This window comes from Deinococcus betulae (assembly GCF_020166395.1).
GTDB classification, from domain to species: Bacteria; Deinococcota; Deinococci; order Deinococcales; family Deinococcaceae; genus Deinococcus; species Deinococcus betulae.
The window spans coordinates 18354-42704 of sequence record NZ_JAIQXU010000020.1 but is presented as its reverse complement, the minus strand read 5'-3'; the positions used below and the strand labels follow the sequence as shown (position 1 = coordinate 42704).

The 24351-nt window shown below is 62.9% G+C and carries 23 protein-coding genes and 4 tRNA genes; 8 read left to right on the top strand and 19 right to left on the bottom strand.

The features are described from left to right. Nucleotides 1-28 precede the first annotated feature (28 nt). The 13 genes from K7W42_RS15020 to K7W42_RS14960 all read right to left on the bottom strand — a co-directional run bounded on the left by K7W42_RS15020 (nucleotide 29) and on the right by K7W42_RS14960 (nucleotide 7094). Nucleotides 29-105: transfer RNA gene (locus K7W42_RS15020), tRNA-Pro, on the bottom strand. A 94-nt stretch (nucleotides 106-199) separates the two neighbouring features. After that, nucleotides 200-276: transfer RNA gene (locus tag K7W42_RS15015), tRNA-Leu, on the bottom strand. Between the two features lie 7 nt (nucleotides 277-283). Continuing rightward, nucleotides 284-358: transfer RNA gene (locus tag K7W42_RS15010), tRNA-Asp, on the bottom strand. A gap of 3 nt (nucleotides 359-361) precedes the next feature. Beyond that, nucleotides 362-438 (bottom strand) — tRNA-Glu (locus K7W42_RS15005). Between the two features lie 66 nt (nucleotides 439-504). Continuing rightward, nucleotides 505-648 (bottom strand): hypothetical protein, encoded by a 144-nt coding sequence (locus K7W42_RS15000; protein ID WP_157459539.1) that lies wholly within the window; start codon nucleotides 646-648, stop codon nucleotides 505-507. 102 nt (nucleotides 649-750) lie between these two features. Then, the gene (locus tag K7W42_RS14995) at nucleotides 751-3015 is read right to left on the bottom strand and encodes a DNA polymerase domain-containing protein (protein ID WP_224575682.1); all 2265 of its coding nucleotides are present in this window, start codon (nucleotides 3013-3015) and stop codon (nucleotides 751-753) included. Beyond that, the gene (locus tag K7W42_RS14990) at nucleotides 3016-3432 is read right to left on the bottom strand and encodes a hypothetical protein (protein WP_157459540.1); all 417 of its coding nucleotides are present in this window, start codon (nucleotides 3430-3432) and stop codon (nucleotides 3016-3018) included. It lies immediately after the preceding gene. 278 nt (nucleotides 3433-3710) lie between these two features. Beyond that, the gene (locus K7W42_RS14985; RefSeq protein ID WP_157459541.1) at nucleotides 3711-4082 is read right to left on the bottom strand and encodes a hypothetical protein; all 372 of its coding nucleotides are present in this window, start codon (nucleotides 4080-4082) and stop codon (nucleotides 3711-3713) included. 98 nt (nucleotides 4083-4180) lie between these two features. Next, nucleotides 4181-5101 carry a tyrosine-type recombinase/integrase gene (locus K7W42_RS14980; protein WP_157459542.1) on the bottom strand — a complete coding sequence of 307 codons (921 nt, stop codon included), beginning with the start codon at nucleotides 5099-5101 and terminating at the stop codon, nucleotides 4181-4183. Beyond that, nucleotides 5082-5843 carry a hypothetical protein gene (locus K7W42_RS14975; protein ID WP_157459543.1) on the bottom strand — a complete coding sequence of 254 codons (762 nt, stop codon included), beginning with the start codon at nucleotides 5841-5843 and terminating at the stop codon, nucleotides 5082-5084. Before K7W42_RS14975 ends, K7W42_RS14980 begins: the two co-directional genes overlap by 20 nt. 9 nt (nucleotides 5844-5852) lie before the next feature. Further along, nucleotides 5853-6422, bottom strand: coding sequence for a hypothetical protein (locus tag K7W42_RS14970; RefSeq protein ID WP_157459544.1), 570 nt, complete (start codon nucleotides 6420-6422; stop codon nucleotides 5853-5855). Beyond that, nucleotides 6419-6748, bottom strand: coding sequence for a hypothetical protein (locus K7W42_RS14965; RefSeq protein WP_157459545.1), 330 nt, complete (start codon nucleotides 6746-6748; stop codon nucleotides 6419-6421). The genes K7W42_RS14970 and K7W42_RS14965 overlap by 4 nt, the downstream gene beginning before the upstream one ends. 1 nt (nucleotide 6749) lies before the next feature. Further along, the gene (locus tag K7W42_RS14960; RefSeq protein ID WP_157459546.1) at nucleotides 6750-7094 is read right to left on the bottom strand and encodes a hypothetical protein; all 345 of its coding nucleotides are present in this window, start codon (nucleotides 7092-7094) and stop codon (nucleotides 6750-6752) included. Nucleotides 7095-7531: 437 nt separating this feature from the next. Here K7W42_RS14960 and K7W42_RS14955 point away from each other — a divergent pair, with 437 nt between their 5' ends. From K7W42_RS14955 to K7W42_RS14945, 3 genes are all read left to right on the top strand, one after another. Continuing rightward, entirely contained in the window at nucleotides 7532-8593 is a 1062-nt protein-coding gene (locus K7W42_RS14955) for a hypothetical protein (RefSeq protein WP_157459547.1), read from the top strand. Nucleotides 8594-8701: 108 nt separating this feature from the next. Then, nucleotides 8702-8977: a PadR family transcriptional regulator gene (locus K7W42_RS14950; protein ID WP_198170629.1), complete on the top strand. Its 276-nt coding sequence runs from the start codon at nucleotides 8702-8704 to the stop codon at nucleotides 8975-8977. Nucleotides 8978-9000: 23 nt separating this feature from the next. Beyond that, nucleotides 9001-9549, top strand: a complete 549-nt coding sequence (locus K7W42_RS14945) for a hypothetical protein (protein WP_157459549.1) — start codon at nucleotides 9001-9003, stop codon at nucleotides 9547-9549. Here the strand turns inward: K7W42_RS14945 and K7W42_RS14940 are convergent. Continuing rightward, nucleotides 9533-10411 (bottom strand): site-specific integrase, encoded by an 879-nt coding sequence (locus K7W42_RS14940; protein WP_157459550.1) that lies wholly within the window; start codon nucleotides 10409-10411, stop codon nucleotides 9533-9535. The genes K7W42_RS14945 and K7W42_RS14940 overlap by 17 nt on opposite strands. Before the next feature lie 204 nt (nucleotides 10412-10615). Then, nucleotides 10616-11680 (bottom strand): SGNH/GDSL hydrolase family protein, encoded by a 1065-nt coding sequence (locus K7W42_RS14935; RefSeq protein WP_157459551.1) that lies wholly within the window; start codon nucleotides 11678-11680, stop codon nucleotides 10616-10618. Nucleotides 11681-11863: 183 nt separating this feature from the next. Here K7W42_RS14935 and K7W42_RS14930 point away from each other — a divergent pair, with 183 nt between their 5' ends. From K7W42_RS14930 to K7W42_RS14915, 4 genes are all read left to right on the top strand, one after another. Further along, nucleotides 11864-12631, top strand: coding sequence for an META domain-containing protein (locus K7W42_RS14930; protein WP_157459552.1), 768 nt, complete (start codon nucleotides 11864-11866; stop codon nucleotides 12629-12631). Nucleotides 12632-12795: 164 nt separating this feature from the next. Beyond that, nucleotides 12796-13197, top strand: a complete 402-nt coding sequence (locus tag K7W42_RS14925) for a hypothetical protein (RefSeq protein ID WP_157459553.1) — start codon at nucleotides 12796-12798, stop codon at nucleotides 13195-13197. Nucleotides 13198-13480: 283 nt separating this feature from the next. After that, the gene (locus K7W42_RS14920; RefSeq protein ID WP_157459554.1) at nucleotides 13481-15019 is read left to right on the top strand and encodes a hypothetical protein; all 1539 of its coding nucleotides are present in this window, start codon (nucleotides 13481-13483) and stop codon (nucleotides 15017-15019) included. 963 nt (nucleotides 15020-15982) lie between these two features. Further along, a complete protein-coding gene (locus tag K7W42_RS14915; RefSeq protein WP_157459555.1) occupies nucleotides 15983-17245 on the top strand; it encodes a replication initiator protein A in 1263 nt (420 codons plus the stop codon). A 307-nt stretch (nucleotides 17246-17552) separates the two neighbouring features. Here K7W42_RS14915 and K7W42_RS14910 read toward each other — a convergent pair whose 3' ends face one another. The 3 genes from K7W42_RS14910 to K7W42_RS14900 are packed head-to-tail and all read right to left on the bottom strand — an operon-like array spanning nucleotide 17553 to nucleotide 19384. Continuing rightward, entirely contained in the window at nucleotides 17553-17969 is a 417-nt protein-coding gene (locus tag K7W42_RS14910; protein ID WP_157459556.1) for a hypothetical protein, read from the bottom strand. A gap of 4 nt (nucleotides 17970-17973) precedes the next feature. Next, nucleotides 17974-18360 (bottom strand): DUF7007 domain-containing protein, encoded by a 387-nt coding sequence (locus tag K7W42_RS14905; RefSeq protein ID WP_157459557.1) that lies wholly within the window; start codon nucleotides 18358-18360, stop codon nucleotides 17974-17976. After that, a complete protein-coding gene (locus K7W42_RS14900; RefSeq protein ID WP_157459558.1) occupies nucleotides 18353-19384 on the bottom strand; it encodes an acyltransferase family protein in 1032 nt (343 codons plus the stop codon). Before K7W42_RS14900 ends, K7W42_RS14905 begins: the two co-directional genes overlap by 8 nt. Nucleotides 19385-19652: 268 nt before the next feature. Between K7W42_RS14900 and K7W42_RS14895 the strand changes: the two genes are divergently transcribed. Then, nucleotides 19653-23273, top strand: a complete 3621-nt coding sequence (locus tag K7W42_RS14895) for a hypothetical protein (protein ID WP_157459559.1) — start codon at nucleotides 19653-19655, stop codon at nucleotides 23271-23273. A 568-nt stretch (nucleotides 23274-23841) separates the two neighbouring features. Here the strand turns inward: K7W42_RS14895 and K7W42_RS14890 are convergent. Next, entirely contained in the window at nucleotides 23842-24342 is a 501-nt protein-coding gene (locus K7W42_RS14890) for a hypothetical protein (RefSeq protein ID WP_157459560.1), read from the bottom strand. Between the last annotated feature and the right edge of the window lie 9 nt (nucleotides 24343-24351).

Sequence of the window (24351 nt, the reverse complement as noted above, 5' to 3'; positions counted from 1 at the left end):
CCTACAGGGACGCGCTTCTTGCATCTGATGGTCGGGAAGACAGGATTCGAACCTGCGACCCCCTGGTCCCAAACCAGGTGCGCTACCGGCCTGCGCTACTTCCCGATGCTTAGGGTGATCAACCAGACTCGTGAGACACGATCAGGCGTCCTGCCGCTGGACGATGACCACCATACACGGAAAGGCTCAGCCTTTCCTTTGGTCGAAACGGAGGGACTCGAACCCTCAACGACATGATCCTTAATCATGCGCGTCTACCAGTTGCGCCACGTTTCGAGAAAGTTGGCGGTCCCGACGGGATTCGAACCCGCGACCGTCCGGCTGACAACCGGGTGCGCTTCCACTGCGCTACGGAACCGTGTGGTGACCTCAGCCGGATTCGAACCGGCGCTCTTCTGAGTGAAAGTCAGACGTGTTGAACCACTCCACCATGAGGCCAAGGGGTGGCAACCAGACGTTGCCAGAACTGATGGTTAGGGCAGCCAGAGCCGCACAGGGGCAGGCTCAGAGCAGCGGTTCTCGCGGATCTCGGGCTGGACCTGGATGGTCGCCGCGCTCTGGGGGGCACACGCGCAGCCGGTCCAGATCCTCCACGCGGCCCGCAGGATGCGGCGCGAGATGGGGATGGAGGGGGCAGGTCGTGTTCATGCCTGGCAGTCTATGGGAGGCCATGCGCTGGGGCATCGGCCAGGTGGCGGGGCACCGCACTACGCCAGATGGTCAGATTGGCTGCTCAGCGACCCGCCAGGCTCACTCGACGCGCTCAGGGGGCGAGAGCTGAGCCCAGCGGGGCTGCATGTCTTCAAAGGGCCGGTCAAAGAGCCCAGGTTGGGCGGCGTGGTCGAACACTTGCCGAAAGTCCTCTGGGCTCAGGCCCTTGCGTAGCCGCGTCGCGTAGGCGCTGACCAGCGCGCCCGCATAGTGCCGCACATCGTAGTCACGGGCGTCTGGATCGTCCAGCGGCGAGAGACCCCGTCCCTGGCGGTGGTACAGCGTCACCCGTTCGCCGGCTTGCCAGCTCCGCCCGACCATCGCTTCGTAGGCCGCTTCTTTACGCGTCACCCGCGTGCTCACGTACTGCTCGGGCGTTTTGGTCAGGCGCACCCGACTCGCCACATCGGCATTGGTGCAGGTGCGTGCTTCTAACGCGTGCAGGGCCTCCAGGTAAGCCTGCCGCACGCCAGGCACGTCGCCGGAGAGAAGACACCGCAGCGCGGCCCACAAGAACGCCCGGCCATACGCCTCCGTGCGGCTGGACTCGAACGAGGCGCCACGCAGTTCAAGTCGGCCGTTGTGGCGCAGCAGAACGTAGTTCTTGATCTCGTGGCTGAGCATCGCCTGTGCGCGGCCGTCAAATTCCAGCGAGATGCCTTCGGGCAACAGGGTGTCCACTTCGGCAATCAGGTGTCGCGCTTGCGACTCCGTCCAGGGCCCTGGGGTGGCAAAGAACACGCCGTCCGTGTCGGCCTCGATCAGGGTGACGCCCCGTTTCCGCAAGGCCTGCACCACTTCGGCCAGCAGCTGGCGGCCCCGGGCGGTGATCTGGTCGGCCGCGGCCTGATCGCCAAACAGGGCTAGGCGCCCGGCGCCCAAGTACCCGTAACCAGAGTTCACCACGAGCTTCATAGCGCTCTGGATCGCGTCGTGTTCACCAGGGTCACCCCGTTTCGCCGCCCCTTTGTGATGCAGGCGCAGCGCCGTCAAATGGTCCATCAGGTGGAGGAACACGCCGAGTGGATCGGCGGCCGACCCGATGCGGTCCTGGCGAATGATGCTGGGGTACATGCTGGCGACGTCGGCCTTGACGACGTTCGTGAGCACCCCTTCCGCAAAGAGCTGCACCGAGCCGCCCTGATGAGGCGTGGAGGTCCGTTCGGGCGACCCCGGGAGGGCGTGCCCGGCTTGGAGATACGCCCGGACCAGCATGGGTTCGAGCATCCCAGTCGCGGTGCCGGCGTACGGCAAGCGGTGGTAGGGGCGCGGGGCCATCTGGGCCAAGGCGAACGAGGGCGCCAGGACTCGGCGGGCCAGGGCGTCGACTTCTTCTACATCCTGCAAGGCGTAGCGCCGCACGAGGTCAGGATCGGCCTCATAGGTCTGTGCAATCTGCGCACCTTCGAGGTACACACGGTCAGGTGGCGCAATCCCCAGATGCTGGGCCACGGCCTTCAGGCCCATGGAGGGCAGATCAAGTCGGCGCACGGCGTCCAGGGTGTCCACGATTTCCCGCCCCACGCAGGCCCAGTGCGGCGAAGAGCGGCCGTCTTGGACTTGCCAGAGCCCTGCTGGACCACCAGGCCGGCTGAAGTTGAGCGTCAGCCCATGAACTGCGGCCCGCCCCAGCAGGTAAGGCAGGTCGAATCGCATGAGGTTGTGGTTCTCGATGACGTCCGGGTCGCGGGTGGTGATGACGGCCATGAGCGTCTGAATCAACCCTGGCTCGTCCTCTGGCCGCGCGGCCTCAAGCACCTGTTCAAAGCCTCGGTTGTCGCGCACCGCCACCATGAAGATGCGGCCCGTCTCTGGTGTGAGACTGGTCGTCTCCAAATCGAATTGCAGCCTGTGCACATCGTCAAAGGTCAGGCCCTTGAAGGAGGTGCGCCCGGAGGCCATCAGGTACTGCTCGGTCGCGCCCACCGTGTAATAGCCAGAGAGATCGTGCAGGCTGGTCACCCGCCGTCCCAAACGCCGCTGCGCCCCGTTCAGCACCGCTTGTCGCAATGCTCGGCCATCCTGAGCACTGAGGAGGTACCGCAGGCTGCCTTCCGGGCCAGGCACCTCCCGTGCACTGAAGGCGGCTTGATCATCGTCTGTCAGTCTCTTTCCCAGATGCTCGATGTCGGCCAGATCGCGGGCATACAGCCAGGGGCGGAACCGCGCGCGCTCCAGCCGAACCTGGGAACCGTCTCGGCGCCAAATCAGCGCACGCCCAGACAGGTCGGCATGGACCGACACGATACCGGGCGTCGGGTCGGACCCGAACACCAGAGGATCAAGGGCGGACGTGGCCGCCACCTAATGGGTCACGCGGCCCACCGGACCGGCGAGGTCGCGCACGGCGGCCGCCACGCCCGCCAGCATCCCCGCCGTGGTGGCGCCCTGCTCCAGGCCCAGCCAGGCCGCCGAGTGCAGGGCATGGTAAGCGGCTTGCAGCGGGGCCTTGCGCGCACGACTGACTTCCGCATACCAGTCTTGACCGTAGCCCACCACGTCGGTGTGGGGAAAGCCCGCCAGGACGGCCAAATCCTGGGCATGGCGCTCGATCTGGTCGGCGGTGGCCAGCAGCAGTGCCTGGTTCAGGGGCGCTTCCCCGACGACGGGGTTGAACTCGATGCAGGCCAGGACGCGCAGGGTGGTGGCGATGCAGGTCTCGAAGGTCTGCTGGTTGTGCACAGAGGCGGTGGGGTATGGGGCGGCGCCTCGAACAGTCATGCCTTCAGCGTGGCGCTGGGCAGGTTCCGCGTCAAGCGTTGAGGTCAGCGGAGGGCCCTTGTGTCTTGAATCCCGACCAGCGTGAAGGCCTGCGCGTGCTTAGCCATGAACGGCTCTCAGCTCGGCCGCCAGGCTCAGGACTTCGGTGGCCACCAGCTGCGTCAGCGGCTTTGGGCCCTGGTCATTGCGGGCTTCCTTTTGACTTAGATGCCCGACTGATCGGGAGATTTACGCCTCTCAAATGACAAGCAGCCGTTCACAGACAGGAATGACGCGCTTTACGACTCCAGCATGATTTCGGAAGTGGCGTCAAGAACGGTAATGGTGTCGCCCGCCGCACGGGGCCAAGGCCACACAATCGTTGTTTCAAAAGCCATCGTGAAATCTTCAATCGGAAGATCAGCAATGGCCGCCTCCTCCCCATAGTCCAAATCTTCACCGCCCTTCTCCTCTTCGTATTGTGCTGCTTGAGGCGCAGCTTCTGCGATGCGACGCCAAACCTCCCATTCTTCCTTTGATCGCCTGTTGTTGTTGGCAAGCAAGAGCATTTCAAGTGCGCGAGAAGGGCTTACGTCGCATGTCAGTGCAAGACCGTAAATAATCTGCGTGGTTCTCTCGTGCAATTCAAAAGTGTATTCCTTGAGTTCCATTTTGTACCTCAACTGTACTGGAGAGGGTCGAAGGATCTATGTTGAGTGTCAACGTCGTCTGAACGAGAGGGTCAGAGCGTTTTCCTTCCAGAGGGCTATCAATCCACATCTGGCAAAGCGTCAGCGGCCGCCTTCAATCGAGAACGGTTCAGTTTGGCGTACCGGCGCGTGACGTTGCTGTTCTTGTGGCCCAGGGCTTCCTGCACTTCCTCCAGGGAGCGGCCCACATTCACCAGATTCGTGGCGAAGGTGTGGCGCAGCTTGTGAGGGGTGGCCCGCGCCGCCGGCACATTCGCCCGCACCGCCACCCGGTGCATCATCGCCTGCACCGTGCGAACCGGAATCGCTTTGCCATTCGATAGATGCACAAATACCAGCGGACTATGCCCTCTGGCCTGAATCTTCCGCACCCGGAGCCACTGGTAGAGCGCCCGCTGCGCCGTGGCACTGAGGGGAATCAGCCGCTCCTCGTTCCCCTTGGCCACCACCCGCACCGCCGTCGGCAGGGGGTCGCCGCCCTGGTGCTCCACGTCGCTCAGCTTCAGGTTCAGGGCCTCGCTGATTCGCAGGCCGGTGCCGTACAGAAAGGCCAGGATCGCCCAGTCTCTCAGGCCCTTGTCGTCGTTGGCGTTCTCGCGGGCGGCGTTCAGGAGGCGAGACAATTCCTCTTGGCTGAGCGGCTGTGGCAACTTCGATGGGAGCTTGGGACTCTTGAGTTCCGCTGGCCCGCGCTGCATCGCCAGCTTCTCCACGTCTTCCAGGTAACGCCACAGTTTCTTCCAGCTGCTGACCAGTCGCCGGGCCCGCGCTGGGGCGGGGCGGCCCTGCTGCATGTAGACCCGCAGTTCGCGTGCCCCGATCTGCTCCCACCCGGTCAGGTGCTCGTACTCGGTCAGGAGCCAGTTGGCGAGCTTTTCCGTATCCGCGCGGTACTGCCGCACGGTGGCCGGGCTCAGGGCCTCCTCGTGCAGCAGGTAACCCTCAAAGGCGGGTAAAGCATCAAACAGACTCAGCGGCATTTCCCCCTTTTGCTGATGGTACAGAAGCGTTCGGGTTGGGGGCCTCAATGTCCGGGTGCAGTTGGTGGTTGACGGCCCACGCCTGCTCGTATTTCCAGCGGCCCTCCTCGGTGATCTGGACGCCGTGCAGCCGGTGGCCCAGGACTAGCGCGCTCCGCCGTTCCTCCTCGGTCAAGAGCCGCGAGACCTCCTCAAACCACCGGGGGCGCGACCCTCGGAAGCGCAGTAGCAGCAGCCACATGTCCCAGCTGACCCCGCCGTACCAGCTGCCGCCTCGCTCGTCCCAGAGGCCCTGGTCCCCCGCCCGATAGCCAGCGGCCAGGGCCTTCCACGTCGCCCGTGACAGCGCGCCTTTGGGCTTGGGCGCGGGCTTCTCGCCCTTCAACTCGCGGGCGTGCTTCCGGCCTGCAGCGGTCAGGGTGATGTGGGGCAAGGGCTGATCGGGGTGGCGGTAGGTCGGCCGGTGCTGCACGGTCAGCAGGCCGCGCCGGGCCAGGGCAGACCAGGTGGACCCGCTGCCCTCGTCGGCGCCTTGGCACTCGGTTCTGAGCATGGTCGGGATGGGGCCGCCCAACCCGTGCAGCACCCCGAACGGCAGGGCCCGCCAGTCGCTCGCCGGTCGGCGGGACTCGTCAAAGTCGCCGCGCCCGAAGGCCAATTTGTGCCAGCGCTCCTGATGCTGGTCCACCTCCAGCGCGGCCAGCAGGTACTGGCGTTGTCGGTCGTTCAGAGGCTCGGCCATCAGACTGGGTCAGGGTGCCGTGTGGAGCGGCCGAAGGTGCGCCACGATCAGAACCACCAGATCGAAGTTGGTGCGGTCGGCCGTCCAGGGCTTGAGGGTTGAGCCGCCCTCCGGATAGTGGAACGCCTGGGTGAAGCAGCCCTCCGCTCCGTCCTGTACGGTTCTGAGGACTACGATGTCGCCGGCAACCGCCCCGAGCACCTGGAAGTCATCGGTGTCTTGAATAATGCGGACTGTATCGCCATACCACCACGGCACCAGCTCGGTGGAGTGCCCCTCATGTGGCCGGTTGTTTTTCAGCACGGGGAGAGGCGGCGACGGCCACGGTTCGCTGGCGAGGAGGCGCAGCGTCTCCGGATGCACCTGGTAGCTGCCGCAACTGTGCTGCACGAAGTGCCCGTCCATGAGGGACTGAAGATGGACCATCGTCGTGGGCAGGTCGGGGGGATCGGACAGGGTCTCGCTGAGTTCCTCCGCGCTGGGCGCGCGGGACAGCTGGTCTGTCAGGGAGGCAATACTGTGGGCCAAGTGGCGGGTGACTTGGGGCAGCGCGTGCCAGGTGTCTGCGGTACGGGTCATGTGGGCTCCGGGTCGGTCGCCTCGGGGGCGGGTCGGTTCAAGGCGTCGAGCAACTGAGTCAGCGCCGGCGCACGGGGGGAAGAGGCGGGCGTGTGGCCGGCGAGAGCATCCAGCTCGGGAAGATCCAGAACGACACCGAACCCCTGAAGCTTGGCTTGGAGGTGCATTAGGGTCAGCCCGCCGCCGTAGGGGCCGGCCAGAGCCTGCGGATCATCGAGGTTGCTGTACACCAGCTTGCCTTCCTGCTCCACGATGAGGAAATAGTAGCCAAGTGGGGCGTCCCAGCCATAGGACAGGGTGAGGTCGTCTTGCTGGAGCACCGGCATCTCAGTTCACCGCCCGGTCGCGGACTTCGCGCTGCTCGCGCTCGAAGTCCGCCCAGGTCTGAGCTTCTTTGACTTCAACGCGGATGCGCCCGTGGTACTCGTCGGAGGTGTCGCCTTCCGCCGTGACCTCCAGCAGCAGTCGGCGTTTGTTGCCGCCGTGGGTGGCCTGCGCCCACAGCTGCGCCAGGAACTCGGCGTGGACGCCACCCCAGGAGCAGCCGGCCACAACGTCAGCCTGGCGGCGGAGCATCTCGGCGGCGATCAGACGGGCTTCATCGGGGGAATGGCCGCAGCGCTCCAACATCTCGGCCATCGCGTTGAGCATCAGTTCGGTCTGTTCCTTCATGGGCGATCACCTCCTTCTCTATTGGCAGAATATCACAATCAGTTTCGTATTACGTAAAATATTAATTTTATTCATTAGGAGTGATGGGACCAGATGGTGAGACTTTATCCGTTGCTATCAGGGCTTACGGGTTTCAGTCAATCTGGAGCGAAGAGGCCTTCAAAGAAGCAATTGCGTAAAACGCGCTCAAGTTGCGTAAAACTGACGACCGCACAGGAGGCCCAGGAAGGCCCTTCAAATTCAGGTTGGGGGGTCAAGGAGGGGATGCGCTCCCCTTGACCTTGCTGGAGCAGTGGTCCTATGCTGACGGCCGGTCCGTGGTCACCCACCCTCCCCGACGCCCGGTGAAGGCCATGAGGTACAGCTCATACAATCGCCCGCTCTCAGCTGAGGGGTGGTGGAACCGGGGAGCACCGCCCGTCGCCTGAGGACGGTCTATGAACATACTCGCACTGCACAAGCGTCGCGCGACGCGACTCCACGCCTGCCTGCATCTACAGTCTCCAGCGCTCACCCGCAGCCACGCTCTGGAAGCCATTGCTGCTGCACACGGCGTTTATCGCTGGGCGGCTCTGCGGGCTGCCCCTGACCACCCTGTGCTCCCGCTGTCTCAGGCCCGCGCGGCCGCCGTGACCCGGTTGGCGGAGCTGCACCACCGGATTGATCCCCTGCTGATCCCTGACGACGTGCTGTGTTGTGAGCCTGGCCTGGACGCTGAGACGGCCTTGCGGCAGATCCTGCCAGCCCGCTGGCAGGACTGTCCTCTGCCGCTTTCTGGTTTTGACCGACTGATTGTCGATGAGCACCGCCCTCTGTCCCTCACGCGACTGGGTCGCCCGGCGCTGGACTTAAGTCCAGAACGGGTGACAGCCTGGGACATTGATGACATGGTGGAGGGGCTTGGTGGGCTGCATGAGGAGCGCGCCGGCTTGCCGGGCACCTTCCTGATCGCTCGGGGGGCTGACATCGCACCCGACAAACTGACCCTGTATTTCAACCATGACCATGGCCGCGTGGGTCGCACGCTCTATCAGCGTTTAGGGCCTGCTGGCCATGCAGTGATCATTGGCCCCTCCCACGATTATCTGGGGCCGCGCCTGCGCGATGTGGCGCGGACCGCATTGGAACAGGGTGCCGACGTGCACACGTTCGAATGGACAGGTGGTCTGACGGGTGCAGGAGCAGCACCGGGCCCAGGCCTCCAAGGCATTCGGCGCGTGGTAGCAGACGATTTCGGGGCAGCGCTGCGCACCTTGTCACCCCGCGCTGGTCGCCGCACGGTGGCCATCGTGGAAACCCAGGTGATGTATGACGATGCGGTGCAGGAGGCCCATGCCCGCGCCATCGTGGAACTGGCGGCCCGTGAGGTCCAGGTCATCGTCGGCGCCTACGCACAGGATGTGGAAAGTCTGCGCGAGTTGCCTGGAGGCGCCACGTTGCTCAGTGACCGTTGGGCGCCGTCCATTTTCATGACAACGCAGTTGCCCCAGCGTCCGTAGCGGTCATTTTGGTGAGGGTGCGGCAGGAAGCTCACTCTCACCTTGACGCACAGGACACCCCTATATAAGATATGGAGTATGGGTACTGAGCGGGCAACACTGAACGACATGAAGTTGGTGCGCCACCTGTATGACGATCTGGAGGCTGAGCACTACGGGCTGGCACTCGGTCGTAAGTCGGGCCTGAGCACCGCGGCCCTTTACACCTCTTTGGCCCGCTTGGAACGGATGGGATGGGTCGTGGCTCGCTGGGAGGATATTGATCCAGTCAGTGCTGGACGCCCAGCTCGCAAATATTTTCGCCTCACAGAAACTGGAATTACTGGCTACCAAACCAATTTGCAGGCCCTGACATCGCCTGCTCTGAGAGGAAAACTGATATGAAACGGGCTACTTCTACTTTATACTTGTCGACTATACTCAGCGATCCCGACTTCGCAAAGAGCTTGCGACAAAATTGGGATAACGAAGTTGATGAGCTCATATTGGAAAGGGGGGAGCAAACACCATTCCAATATGGTGTGGGCATCCTACTGCACACCATTTGGGAACTCCGTCGTTGGCCCGATCTGAGCGAGAGGCACAGATACTCTCTCATTAGTTTAGGTGCCCGTGCCTACTACACATTGAATATTCTCGTGGTGACCTCGTTGGCCGTCAACGATGTAATCCATGGATACTTGGCTTGGTTTGCCGCCCTGCTGGTCTTGGTCAGCATGTCCCCAACGATGTATTCCGGATGGTCGAGCGATCCTTACGGCTTTAACCTTCCTCGTTTAGTGAAGTCTCGACAGGTCTTCATGCTTAAGATTGGCATTTTTGGCTTGATTCTTTTGCTGCTTACGGCCCCTTGGTGGTTAAAAGTCTTCCCGTTGTTCTTTCTGGGCCATATTATTCGTATCACTCACGGAGAGCGGATAATGGACTGGTGGGCTGGCTTTACTTGGCGTCGTTGACGCTTATGCCTTGCGCCAGCGCTATCACTTTCTTGTAATGCTTGTTCACTCGGTAGCCTAAATGTGCTGCGCTGCGTGCATGGTCACGCAGTGCGCACTTTTTAATTAGGCCCGGCGGAATGAATTTCAGGTTCGCCTTGGTGCAGGTCTGAAGCACCCGCAGCCGCAGGGCATCGAGCGTGTCATAGGGGAACATTCGTTTGCTCTGGGTGCCGGCCAACGTCTCTGGATAGAGAGGGTCATACCCAGCCTGGTGGAGCAGCCGCTCCAGGGCAGCGGCAGCCTGGGCGGTGAGCGGCGTGACCACGTCGTCGCGCAGGAGGGTCCGCTTCTCTGGATTGAAGGCACTCCACTTCAGACGCAGCAGGGTGGTCATGGGCAGCGCATGGTGCCAGACCAACAGCAGGGCAGCGAAGAGGTTGGGATCGCTTTTGGCAGCCTTGAGCAGCTTTTCGATGGCCGCTTTGGGCGGCAGCGGGTCGCTCCGGAGTTCAACCGAGGGGAGTTGGAAGTCCACCAGGGGGTCACCGTGTAGCAATTCCAGCTTTCGCAGGGCGCGGTAGAGGGCGCGGAGGGCGGTGACCCGGCTGATGCGCGTGTTGCCTTTAGCCTCGGTGCCGTCGATGTTGGTGAGGATGACCCGTTGAAGCCAGGGCTGGAAGTCCGCCGGTGGCCGCAGCAGCGACACGTGGTCGCGGCGGGCGGCTTCAAAGATGGGACGCAGGTTGCTGATCAGCTGGGGGGCTCGGCCGGGGAGGCGGTCACGTTCGTGGAGGGCGGAAATCAAAGTGTCGAGCTCCAACTCGTGCAGGGCCTGGGTGACTTTGCGGGCGAGTTCGTCGGTGGAGAGTTCCTCAGGCATGAAGCATTATCTGATAACGGATATGAGCAATTCAACTCTCGTTCCCTCGTCTAGCACATCTTCACGCCGTTGATGCACGCACAAAGTACCTCCATAAACCGCCTCGTCCCCATTCCTTCCGTTAGACCAGTGGCAGATTCACTGCCACTGATCGCTACATGCGCACCACCCTCTGAGGACTCTTAGTGCACTGACATCCCGCCATTACGGCCGGGTGTTGAGGTCCGTGCCAAATTGCTGATTCAGGAAGATGGCCAGGGCCTGCGCGAACCGCTGATGCGCGAAGCTGCTGGGATGAATCCCGTCCAGGCTGAAGCTCCGCCCGAACGGAGCCGCCGCCGTCGGAATCAACGGCCGCCCCGGCAAGCTGTCCAGCACCGTATTGACATCAAAGACTGGAATGGAGTTGGCCGCCGCCAGTTCCCGGATTGCCTGGTTGTATCCCTGCACGATCTGCTGCGCCTGGGTGTACTCCGTAGCCGTCAGCGCGTCTGGACTGGTACAGGACAGAGGCTTCTCCTTACTGGCCTTGGCCACAGTCAAGGTCCCAAAGTACGTTTCCTGCCCCTGGCAACTGGCATCCACCAGGCCACCCAAGCGCAGCAGCCGAACCGGCACCAGGGCTGGTACCCGCGTCATGTCCGGCAGCGTCATCAGCACCAGGTGCTCCACCCCACCGTCCAGGAGACGGGTGATCAGTTCAGCGTAGTCTGCCCGGAATTGAGCCAGCGGGGTGGCCTGATCAGGTTGCCCGCGTAGGGTGGGCAGCAGCGCGTCGTTGTTCCCAATCCACACGGTGACGAACTGCGGTCGCAGCTTGAGGGCGGCCTCTAGTTGCGTGGTGCCTGGGCCCAGGACTGCGCGGTACAGGTCGGCGTCATAGAGCAGGGGGTCGGGGTCCTTGACCTGCGTATCAGTGCTTCTCAGCACGTCGCCCACCTTGGCACCGGGCACGGCCACGACCATCGCCTGAACGTCCGGGTGTGCCCGCTGGCAGTTCTTGACACCGCTGACACCAATGGGTGGGGGGCACCCTGGGGCAAGCACCTCAGGCATGGGCGTCTCGAGGCCGCCCCGCTGCCCCAGCAGGTGAGCGTAGGACGCATTCTGAGACTCGGCGGTCAGACCACCAGACTGGAACCCCGCAGTGATGCTGTCGCCCATCGCCACATAACGGGTAAAGGGCGTGGCGTCCGGGCGGGGGGTGTTAGACAGGGCGGGCGTGCAGGCCGTGAGGAGCAGAGTGAGGGTAACGAGCGCGGCTTTCATGGCACCACCTCCAGAAGAACGCATCAGCAGCTCGGGGCTGCCAGCGAGTTCGGGTATACCACAGCGCCTTCAGCGCGCCCGCTGCCCCTACACTTACACCGTACCCAAGCGATCACGACACCCGATTGACGCTGATTTCCTCGTCTTCCTTCTGTGCGTCCTCTCTCTTCACCGAGGTGATCTATGAACCGTTTTCGTGCCTGGCCCGTCCTGCTGACCGCCCTTACCTCCCTGCTCACTTCACCTGCCCTGGCCCAGAGTGGTCAGATCGCCGACGGCACCTGGACCCTGCGCGAACTCCGCGACGCATCCGGCACCCAATCGTTCGGCGGCTTGGACGCGCCGACCCTGCGGCTGCTGGGAACGGGAATCAGCACGGACGAGGGGACGCAAGTGTCGGGGTCGACCGGCTGCAATACGTTCAAGACCACGGCGATCTTCACGGCCCAGACCCTGAAACTCCGCCCGCTGATCACGACGCGCCGGGCCTGCCCGGCGCCGCAGTTAGCGCTGGAGCAGCGCTATCTTCAGGTGCTTCAGGGTGCGCGGGTGTATGTGCGCCAGGGCACGACCCTGACGCTCACCACTGGACGTGCCCAGGCGATCTTCGTGTACGGCAGTGAGGCGTCGCGGCAGTTGGTGACCACCTGGAGGCTGGTAGGGGGCCAGGGCGAGCCCCCAGTGACCCTGAGCTTCACCGCCGATGGCCGGGTGAGCGGGTTCAGTGGCTGCAATACGTTTATGGGCCGCTACACCGTGGATGACCTGGCGCTGTCGGTGGGCCCACTGGTCACGACGCGCCGGGCCTGCGCGACCTCGGCGCAGCAGGCGCAGGAAATGCGGGTGCTGGGGCAGCTTGAGCAGGTCACGCGTCTGGAACTGAGTGGTCCACACCTGACACTGATCACCCGGGATGGACAGCGCATCCAATGGGCTCGGCCAGTCAATTAGGCGCAACACCATTTCGCACCCTACGCCTGGAAAGGCAAAGGATGCTTGGTGTCCGTAGAAAAGGGCTGCTGAAGCGAAGAGAATTGGTGAGGTAGCTCTCGTATCCATTTTCATGTACTGAACAGGCAGTTGGCCGAAACCTGCTTTCCCTCACACTGCCCCCCATGCCTCCATCCCCTCCACACCCTGCTTGGCGATCACGCCTGCGGCGCTTCTTCATCCACTCCCTGATCTTCGTCGCCGCCACCCTCCTCTTCCTGGTGGCCGTCATCACCGCCCTCCTCAAAGGCTGGCTCTCGGCCGATCAGACGGTATTCATCCTCTCCCTGGGCGGCATGGTCGGCGGCATCACCCTCATCGCCCGCTTTATGCTGCCCCGCATCAATCATCAACGCGACGCGGGGCTCGCCAAGATTCTCGCGGACGTCACGGCCCAGAAGTACAAGGCTGCGCCCGATGAAGCCTGGCTCTTCATCCGCCGTGGCTGGTGGACCCGTGACCGTCAGCTCACCCCCGCTGGGCAGCAAGTCCTGGCCAGCCTCCCAGCGGCCAAGGGACGGCGCTGACCCTCGAAAGCTGTGCTCCCTTGCTGCTCCATTCCGCTATGCTGCATCTACCCCGGAGGCTGGCCCGACATGTACAGCCAAAAGGGCACACCCCCCTGCGTCTGAGAGTCGCCAAACTTCGTCGCAGAAAGGGTGTGAGCGGACAAACTCGGTGTTGTGGGTCGACCCGGCCCGCAGGCCTTCGTCTGTGTTCATGGTACGCGGCTGAACACCCCCGGTCAACACAGCCCCTCGACCGGAGCCCCCAGGGTTTCCCCCCTGAATCCCGCGCAGGAGTCCCCTCGTGACGGTTCCGCCTGCCCCAGACCCCTCGGTCCGCATTCAATCCAAGGGTCACTACGCCTACGGCTTCACCATCCTCCCCAACGTCCTACGCGACCGCCTCATGCCCCAGGCCGGCACTGACGCCTGCACCCTGGCCTACTTGATCCTGTCCTGGGCCGCGGAAGGAACCCGGGGCGCTCGCCTGTCCGCACGCTACATCAAAGGCCTCACCCGTTGGTCACCCAAACGCCTCAAAGACGCCAAGGCGGCGCTGCTGGCGGCCTGGCCCGATGTCTTCGACCACCTGCCTGGGGATGCGCCCACCAGTCGCCCGGAAACCTGGTTCGTGGACTTCGACCAACTGAGCCTGCGGCATGCCACTTACCTGCAAGAAGTGCGCGCAGAACAGGCCCAGCGCCGGGGGCCAGGGCGGCCGAAAAAACCTGTAGCGACACCCGCCACAGGTATTTCCAGCCCCGAAAACCCTGTGGCGACACCCAACACAGGGTTTTCGCAGTTCCTGGCCGCCGGGGCCGAAACCCTGTTTCGACACGCGCCACAGGGGTGTGGCGACACCCGCCACAGGCCTGTGTCACGTGTCGCCACACTCAAAGACATAGAAAAGACAGAACAGAAAAGAGGAGAAGGAGAGAGCGCCCTTTCAGTTTCGCTGGACTCCTCCTCAGAAGTCGCTGCGCGAACTTCAACGGCGGCCGCCCATGACACTCCAGGTCCTGGGCCTGCAGGGGTGGTGCCGCCTGTCGGCGGGGCCGCTCACGCGGCCAGCGGGGAGGCTGATCCTGTCCAGGAACAACCTTCGTTCCCCACACGTCCACCCGAACACGTCCATGGCCTTGAAGAGGTTCCGGGCGGCGCGGCGGCCGTCGCGGAGCTGCGCCCCGTGCCGCGGGCCGAACTGGCCGCTCGGCCCCTGGCCGGCCAACGCAGCCCGGCTTTTGACCTGCTGGTGTCCTACGGCGGCGATCTGCTTCGCAAAGCCATCCAGGAGAAAACCCGCACCGGCAATCTGCCGCGCGCGGACGGGTGGCTGCGCCTCACGCTGGGCGAGATCCACCACGCCGGCCGCACGGCGGAGCGAGAAGCCGAGCGCACCATGAGCAATGTGCAGACCCTCTTCTACCGCGCCCTCGACCGCTTGATCGGTGCTGGGCCCCAGGAAGGCGGCGCAGGAACGGTCATGGATCCAGGCCTGCGCGAGGGCGCACCGTGCACCGTCAAGGGGCAGCCGGGCGTGGTCCTGAAAGTCTCCTCCACCCGCTACACCATTCGCCTGGCCCATGACGAGGACGTGTACGTCGACCGCACCGCCCAGACCCAGCTGGCAACCCTGCAGGCCGTGGCCGGGCCAGCCGTGGTGGCACCGGTCGAAGCGGCCGGCGATCTCCAGCCGGGCGCGATCTGGCGGGACCGGACGGGGCACCTGGTCCGCATCGAGCGCTGGACGCCCACGCTGGTCTATTTGGACGGCCTGGCCCCCGTGCCGATGGCGAAATTTGCGACGGAGTACACGTGCCAGAGACCTGCGCAAGCATCGTAGGCACCCCAAAGCCCAGCGAAACGGTGAACCCGCTCCCCTGCCAGGTCTGGAATCGACATGCCAAAGTGCCGTCATGCGTGACGGCGAGATGGAGGTCAGAGAAGTCCTGGCGCTTACGGGCGGTTTGGCAACCGTTCGGCTGCCGGAGACCCGTGTGGAGACGTGGCACTGCGACGCCCTTCCTCCAGAGCTGGTCATTGGGGACCGGATGGGCGTCACAGCACAGCGGCAGACGGTGCTGCGGCCTCCGCTGACTGGGTTCCGCGCATGAACGTCACGGTGACCATTTCGCACGTGGAGACAGGGGAGGTCGTGGCTCATCTCGGGCCGTACGAATCGGCCCGTAACGCGCGGCTCGCCGCCGCTGACCACGCCGGCCAGGCCCTCACTTGGCAACGCGGAGAGGACACTTGGCTGGCTGAGAAATACCCTCTGGCTTACGGCGTGCCTGCAGACCCACCATCCAGCTTAGAAGAATGACTGTGAACTGTGTTGGAGCGACACACTGGGAGGAAGTGGACGACACACTGGGAGGAAAGCTGTCGAAATCGAGCGACACACTGAGAGGAAAACCGGTTCTTCTCCAGCGACACACTGGGAGGCTTATAGGGTACGCGAACGACACACCAGGAGGTTTGCGAACGATCATCCAGAAGGATTGCTGGCGACACACTGGGAGGGTGTTGAACACCCTGAGCGATACACCAGGAGATTTCAGGGCGCTGGCCGACGACACACTGGGAGGAAACCGCACGACACACTGGGAGGCTTTAGACTAAAAAATACGTCTGGGCCGATGTTCTCCATTTTCCCTTGATGATGACATTCAATTTTTAAAACAGTTCTTTTTGCTGTTAGGGACGGTAGACTGTCACCATCAGCAGCCCGTCCTCCCCCCCCTCCCGGTACGACGACCTGAACCTCGCAGGTCTCAACCTGATCGTTGCGCTTGATGCTGTGGAAATGACCTACTGGTCCATCACCACCGAGCAGGCGGGCCGGGTGGTGAAGGTCAGTTGTGAGGCCATGCCGCAATACCAGGTGCCACATGGCCTGGACAACGATGTCACAACCGCCCTGATCAACCTGTTCTTCGAGCAGGGCGAACCCGATGACGGTGTGCTGGTCATCAGTGTGTCTCAGCTTTTGAAACTGTGCGGTTGGCACAACAACGGCCGGTATATCTCTGCCCTGAAGACCTCCCTGCGCCGGCTGCACACCAGTTCATTCACCATTTCTGGTGGGTGGCGCGATGAGCCAAATCGCCGGTGGGCGCACGCCAGTTTTCATTTCATTGAGCGCCTGGGGTTTTCCACGGCTGATGAAGCTTCCAATTTTGACCTCCGGTCGATGATCACGCTGCGCCTGGCCGAAGACATCCTTTACAGCCTGCGCAGCGGCTACGTCAAACCGCTCGATACCACATTCATGGGTAAGCTCAAGCGCCCCCGCACACGCGTGCTCTACCGGGTGCTGGACGCTGCACGATTTCAACTGGAGCGGGTGGGCGCCTCCCACGACACCCTGGATGTCAATGTGCTGGCCTGGGCAGATCAGTGCAAGATTCCTTCGCAGGGGGAAGCCTGGCGGGTCATCAAGGCTCTGAAAGGACCCCATGAAGAGCTGACCAAACGTGGCTACTTGCGTGCCGTGGAGATCACCGGCCGAGGGCGCGACCAGCGTCTGCGGTATGAATTCGCGCGGGAATTTGTGCCCATCGATCCAGCGGTGGCCCGGCGGCTCAAGGGGTACGGCATTACCGATGGTGGGATTCGCCGTCTGTCTCAGACGCACAGCCGCGTCACCTTGATGAAAGAGATGGACCGCTTTGACGAACTCGTTCGAACGAAGCTCCTGGTGGTCAAAAAGACCAAGGCCGCGGCCCTGATGTATCTGTTGCAGCATCCAGATGAATATCCTTACCCCAACACGCCGCCGGAGCGCCCCAAGCCTGCAGCACGGCTTCCTGTGGATGAGCCAGGGTCTGTGGATGCCGCGGCCCAGTTCGCAGATCTGACGCCAGAAGCCGCAGCGGAACGCCTGATCAGCTACCTCAGTCCCCATTACCGCCGGTTGCTGCTTCCCTCGGACTTTGATGCGCTGCGGCATGCCGTCGTGTGTGAGCGTCTGAATGCAGGGGAGGTGGCCACAGAGGCCCTCGCCGCCGTCAGCCGGTTGGATCGCGAGGGCTTCATCAACACGTTGCGCGAGCACCTCCTGCGCTGACGGTTCAAAGCCCAGCGCTGAACACCACATTCAGGGCCAGGCCACCGGCAATCCCCAGCCCGAAGACCAGGGCGCTGATGGGCAAGACGGTCCAGAGAGGATGAACAGGCATTTGCACCTGCGGGATCAGAGCGCTCCGCCAAGTCAGAGCCAGACCAAGGCGAAGAGCGGCAGACGGTAATGAAGCAGGCAGACGCCAACCTGGGCTGCTCCTGGCATTACGGTCGTTACGGGCGTCTGCCAACCCCACATCCAGCCTCCCGTCAGTGTGAGGCTCCACCAACTCAGCTCTCGCCAGGCGTACATCTCAATCTCCTTGTTGACTAGATGCCGCTGGACGGACGCCGACCATGCCAGCGATGCCTGCCGCACACAGCAGCGTTGCGCCCACCATTGACCAGCTGACTCCTTCAATCTGAGTGGAAGCCGGCCACTGCGACTGAAGAGCTATCAGAGCCACGCTGTGCTGGGCAGCCAGTGCACACAAGGCCCCACCGGCCCCACACAGCACCGCCGCGACGCCCTGATCGAGAGGAGTGGAAGCGTCCAGTGTCCGGATACGCAGGTGGCCGTCGCGCCAGCCCAGGGCGCCCAGCAGCGCCGCGCTGACGCTCAGCACCAGGGGTGTAAGCACAGGCGGGTGCCCCAGAAGCCCATCCGCGATGAAAGCCGCGGTGGCAAGCCCGAAGGTCAGGCACAGGCGCTGGGCGAACGAGGCAGGCATGCAGTCACTGTACGGCGCGTGTCGTTTTCTCCACAGGCGCCGTACATTCCGCTGACGGATTGACGTCCAGGTCCGGGTAGTAGCGTTCCAGCACCAGGGCGACATACGCCGGATCGGCATCGGGAAAGGGCACGAAGCGCGCGCAGAGCGCCGCAGCCACATCCCGTTCATACCAGCCGTCCTCGTGACGAACCGAGACCGGAATGGCCTCGTTCGCCGCCGGCGTCAAGTGATACCCGCCGTGGCGGCCCGTCACCACAAAGGTCACGCCCGGCTGCACTGCTTCCACTTCCAGGATCGTGCCCCACGGACTCTGTCCGTAGAGTTGAGGCGAGAAGCGTGGCACGTTCTGGTCAAGCGTAGGGCGGTCAGTCCACTGTGGATCAGTCATGAGACACCTCAGGTAGCAGTCGAGGGACCCGCTGGGCCGACCGGCCCTGGGTCAGGTGATGGGCCAGGTGGGCCACCAGCAAACAGACGGGCACCGCCAGCAGGCCACTTCCGGTGACTCCAATAGAGTTCCAGCCCAGCCACACAGCAGCCACCATCACGGGAAAATGGGTGGCATACAGGGCGTAACTGCGCTCCCCCAGCCATTGGGCCCAGCGCTGCTGGAAGAAGGCAGGTTGGAGGCCTTCAAGGGCCAGCAGCACTCCAGCGGCCCCAAGCGCGGTCAGCCAGCGCAAATACGCATCGTCACTGCCCAGGACATGCCGGCACAGGAGCACGCCTGCACCCAACACACCCACCAGCGGCAGGAGCCGGGCCGGCACTTGAGGCGGCTGGAGGGCCAATAGCACCCCCAACAGAAACAGGGGCATGACCATCAGGGGCCAGAACACGAAGACCATGCCGAACGCCAAAGGCAGGCTGATGAGCAGGGCGGTCCAGCCCCAGCGGCGCGCCGCCCAGACCATCAGGGGCAGCAGCGCACTGGCGTAGAGCTCGATGGCCAGGGTCCATAGGGGGGGGTTGACGCGGTTGGCCTCGAACCAGCCCCCCAGGCCGAGCGTCAGCACGCCCTGGAGGTCTAGGCCGGTTAGGGGCTCGGTCAGGATGGGCAAGAGCCCGTGCGGGGCCAGATCAGCGGGCAGACTGGCGGCGAGCGGCCGGGCCAGGCCGAGGCCAAGCACAGCACCCAGCAGGCCCAGGGGGGCCAGGCGGCGCAGGCGGGCGGCCAGGTAGGGCCACAGAGCCGGCCGGCGCACATAACTGCGGGCGACGACCAGGCCGCTCAGGACGAAAAAGACGTCGACGGCAGGGGCTCCGAAGTGCCACAGCAGATAGTCGAACGAGCTGGGCTGGGTGCGCCCAGGCAGAAAGGTGAGGGCGGCGACGTGGCTGAGCACCACGGCGAGCGCCAGCAGGCCGCGGAGACCGTCAAAGGCAAGCACACGGGGGTGTGGGGTGGACATGGGGGCGCCTCCAGAGCAACGTCGCGCGCCCCAAGGCTGTGGGGCGCACGACGCAGCTTAGGAAAGGTCAGGTTCCCGCCAGCCACCCAAAAAAGGCCGTCCTATCTTGCAGGGCTACAGGGCGTTTGCTTCGCTGAACGTGGTACACCAGAGCATGGGTGTTTCAGGCACAGACCTCGTCACTTGGGCTGGTGGCCAAGCCGCAACGACTCAACTTCCTGAGCTGGTGCGCAGACTCATCTTGGCCACGAGTCGCGCGCAGGTGAGTATGCGTGCTGGCGACGGCGTTCGCGAAGTGGGCTTTGACGGTATCGTCCACCTTGATACGCCGCACTCTTTTATTCCTCAAGGTGACTCGGTCTGGGAAATGGGCGTCAACGCTGATCCTCTCCGAAAAGCTAATGGCGACTACAGAACCCGCACGGATAAGCCATTAACGGTCACCCCGGCGGAAACCACCTTCGTTTTTGTGACTCCAAGACGGTGGCCAGAGAAAGGGGAATGGATTCAGCGCCGACTTGCGGAAAACGTCTGGCGCGACGTGCGCGTCCTCGACGCTGACGATCTTGAGAGCTGGCTCAGCACCGCGCCAGCCGTTGACACCTGGCTGGCCCCTTTGGTCGGTCACCTGACGGTCGGTGTCAGTACGGTCGAGCAGTTCTGGTCTCAATGGTCCGAGGCCACCAACCCGCCTTTTACCCCAGAAGTCCTGACTGTCGGCTGGAAAGACGACCCAGTGTCTACACTGCGCACATTTCTCGCGGCTGAGCCTGGTGCGCGCGGCCTATCAGGCGAATCGCCCCAGATGGCCGAGGCCTTCATCGCCGCCACCCTCATGGCGTGGCCTGGTGTTGAAGGTGAACAGGTCCGTGCCCGTACGCTGTTCGTCGGTCAGGAAAGCGCATGGACAAATGCCGTCGTCCAGGGTAAATCCTCTATCCTGGTGCCTCTCTTTCCCCAGCGCTCGCACGTTACCTCTGCGGTTCACCAGGGCCATCATGTCCTCGTGCCGCTTGGACGGCGTGACGGCAGTATCAGGCAGGTGATCGTGCTTAGCCGTCAACAGCGGCGTGTCCTTCGAGAGGCGCTTGTCCGTATGGGGGTGCCTGAAACTCAACTCGAATCCCTCGCCACACTCGGCCGCCGAAGCCTCCTGGCCCTTCGGCGGCGCTTGGCCCATCTTGAAGCGGTTCATACCCCTCCCTGGGCCGGCCAAAACCTAGTCGCCCCTATGCTGGCTGGCGCTTGGATCGATACACAATCCGGCGACCAGCAGGCCCTGGCACAACTGGCGGGTGAGCAAGACTACGCGGCAGTTCAGCGAGCGGTCATCGGCCTGGCACAGCAGAATGAGCCCCCGCTCCGGCGCACCGGTTCAAGTTGGCTCCTGACATCCAAGGAGGACGCCTGGACCCTTCTGGCACCTACCCTGATGGAAGCCAACCTCAACCGCCTCGTAAACGTTGTCCAGACCGTCTTAGGCACTGTTGACCCAGCATTGGCTCTGCCTGCTGAACAACGACCTATGGCGGCGCTCTATGGGAAGGTTCATCCTTACTCGGAGTTGCTGCGAGAAGAGTTGGCCGACACGCTCGCTTTGATGGGGGCCCGCTCCGCTGACACGTCCTGGTACCTTCTCGAATCGCCTCAAACCTACGTGGATCAGATTGTTCGCTCCCTCCTGAGCACCCGTACAACGGATGCCTGGACTTCCCTGGCGCCGGCTTTCCCTCAATTGGCCGAGGCCGCTCCAGACGTGTTTTTGACGGCTGTTGAGCAGGCGCTGGCTTCAGGCACGCCCTCTTTGGTCGACCTCTTTCAAGATGCCAAATCGCAAGTCTTCGGCCATTCTTCGCCACACATTTTCTTGCTGTTGGCGTTAGAAGGGCTCGCTTGGTTGCCAACCTTTTTCAGCCGCGCGACGTTGCTCCTCGGCCGCTTGAGTGACTTGGACCCAGGAGGCCAAACCCTCAATCGGCCGTCCAACAGCCTGGCCGAGGTATTCAGTCCCTGGCTCAGAAACACGGATGTAGGAGTCGCAGACAAATTGAGAGGGGTAGATGTCCTGCGCGAACAACTGCCAGACGTTGGCTGGCGCCTCATGCTGGCCCTGGTGGTCACTGACGGGGTGAGTGGTCGAACCAGGACGCCGAATTGGCGTGATTGGGGACAGGATCTGCCGTGGCAACTCCCGGAAGAACAGATCATCGAGATGCTTGCCGAAATCAGAAACCGACTTCTGCAAGATGCTGGGGGTTGCAGTGACCGGCTGTTGGGATTGCTTCAGGAGTATCGGCATTTCGACCCCCTCCAGCAAGACACTCTCTGCCAGGCCATTCACACGGCAGCCCAAGCCCCAGACGCCCAGACAGTCATTTGGGAGGCACTTCGGGAATTTGTCGCCTCTCAGTATGAATTTCCAACGGCGCATTGGGCTATAACCGGCGGGCCACTGCAGAAACTGGAACAGTTGCGGGACCAACTCCAACCAACGGATGTGATCGCCAAGAACAAGTGGGTCTTCAGTCAATCCCCGACACTAGGTCTTCAAACTCATCCCATAGATTTTGGCAAGCACCACGAGCTGTGGATGCAGGCACAAACGACAGCTGTTGCCGATGTCTTGGCCAGCGCACAAGCAGACGGCATTCAGAGCCTGTTGGAGAACAGCGACCCTAGTGCGGCGCAAGCCATCGGCCAGGCCGTTGGCCGACTACCTCATACCCTGTTCAATGACCCACAGAGCCTGTTGACCTTCATTCAGACCAGTCCACAGGGCGCAGGCTTTGCCGCAGGCCTGCTCCTGGCTTGGCGTTTTTCGCAACGTCGAAAAGAGATCACGGCGCTGCTCACTCGACCTGAATTCACTGCCAGAGCAGCGGCGGAGCAGGCTTTCTTGCTTCAGGCGTTGCCCGCTGACACAGAGACGTGGTCACTCGTTCAGAGCCTTGGCGGGGAGGTGGCGCAGGCTTACTGGCAGCAAGTCTCTGTCTTTGAGGTCGGCCGCGAGTCGACAGAAGCGGCTGAAGAGGCTTACCGCCAATTCCGAACCTACGAACAGCACACGACTGCCTTCTATTTAGCTCAGCTGCGGTCCCTCGATCTACCGGGGCATGAATGGCTGAGCTTATTGGAGGCCTTCGAGGAGCAAGACGCTGCCTTCGTCCGAGATCAGGCCCACCACATTCGCGAGCTGCTGGAAGAGTTAGCCGAGCGGACTGACGTGGACCAATCGAAACTGGCCCAAACAGCATGGGCGTACCTTCCCCTATACGGCTACAGCCAAGCTCCTGCCGCGCTCAATCAAGCTTTGCTCGCGGATCCAGAGCTGTACGCCACGATATTCCTTACCGCGTTTCCTGGCGCAGCTGGACAAAGCGACGAAGATCAGGAGGGGAAAAAGCGCCGAGAACGGGCCGCACATTTGCTCTGGATGCTTCGGGGCGTGCCAGGCACAGCCAACGGTCAGCTTCCCGATGAGGCCACCCTGCACGCGTGGTACACCGCAGTGCAGGCACGGCTCAAAGCGCAAGACCGAGGCCGCATAGGCGACAGCCAGATTGGGCAATTGCTGGCCACTGCGCCCGCACAAGATGGGCAATGGCCGCCACCAGTGGTGTGCACCTTGATTGAGTTCGCCAAAAGTGAAGCGTTAGAGGACGGCTTTCGGCTGGGTCGGTACAACCTCAGGGGAGGCACCAATCGCGACCTCGACTCTGGCGGTGATCTGGAAAGGGAACTGGTGGCCCAATATCAGCAGCAGGCGCAAACTGTAGAGGCGCGCTGGCCCCGTACAGCGCAGTGTCTACGGGAGTTGGCTCAAATGTACGAACAGGAGGCCCGCCGCCATGATGACGACGCGGAGCTGACTCAGGACAGGTGGACTTGAGGACTCTAGACGCGCACATCGATTTGAGACCTTAACGGGAGAACTATTCAAGGCTGGAATTTGGGGTCAAGTGAGAGTAGGAACAGGAACTTACCCTAAGGGTCGACGTGTCCAGTTGGGGTATACCCCAGCCCCACACGGCAGCGCGCTGATGAACAGGGTATTGAGGTGTCAAGTTAGGGTCCCCTTTCGGTCAATCTGACAGGTGTCAGGGGATATCTGGATGTCAACTTGACACCCGCGATGGCGGTGGCTCTCTTCTTCGCACACGGTCTTTTCGACTCGAATTCACGATTGGCGCAAAATTGTACGGTAAGCGCAATTCTTCGTCTAAGACGCTGTTTTTCCTCTTAGGGTAAGTTTCTGTTCCTACTCTCACTTGAGGCCAATTTCTGTTCCTTGTTTAGTGCGACCTCTGAAGATGACGTTGGGGCTTTCCACTTGTTGGAATAACACCTCAGGTCAGCGATCAGATTATCCGGGCCCTCACCGACTGGGTCTGGTTAAGCTCTGATGGCATCAGCCTTGTCCTGTGCCAACAGTTCTGGATCAGTGGGTGCGCCTCGACTCAACGGCGCTGGTGCACGATGGCGTCGCCCACGAAAGTCGGCGGCCGCCACTGCCGGTTGAGCGGGCTGCTCGCGGCAATCTCCGCTTCGGTGTGCTGCGCCTTGGGGTGCAGGCCTGCGAGCTGCTCCGCCAGGAAGCGCCGCGCACGCACGTAGTCCAGCGTCAGAGGCTCCAGCAGTGACGCTGTCCCCAGGTCGGTCCCCAGCACCTCGACGGTGGTGGCCAGCGTGGCGGGGTCCGCGGTGAAGTGCAGCTGCGCGCGCTCCACGTCGGCGGGCGTCAGCAGCGGCGCCAGGCGGTCGCGGAACAGCGGGTCCGCCAGCAGGGCGGCCACGGGCAGGTGGCCGTCGAGCACCACGTGCAGGCGCGGCGCGCTGTGCGGGCGCAGCGCTTCGACGTTCAGGGCGAAGATCACAGGCTGCAGGGGGCTGTCCTGAATGGCCGCTTTCATGGTGTCGATGGCCTGGGTGTACGCGGCAAGCAGTTCGGTGAAGGTCATGGCAGCTCC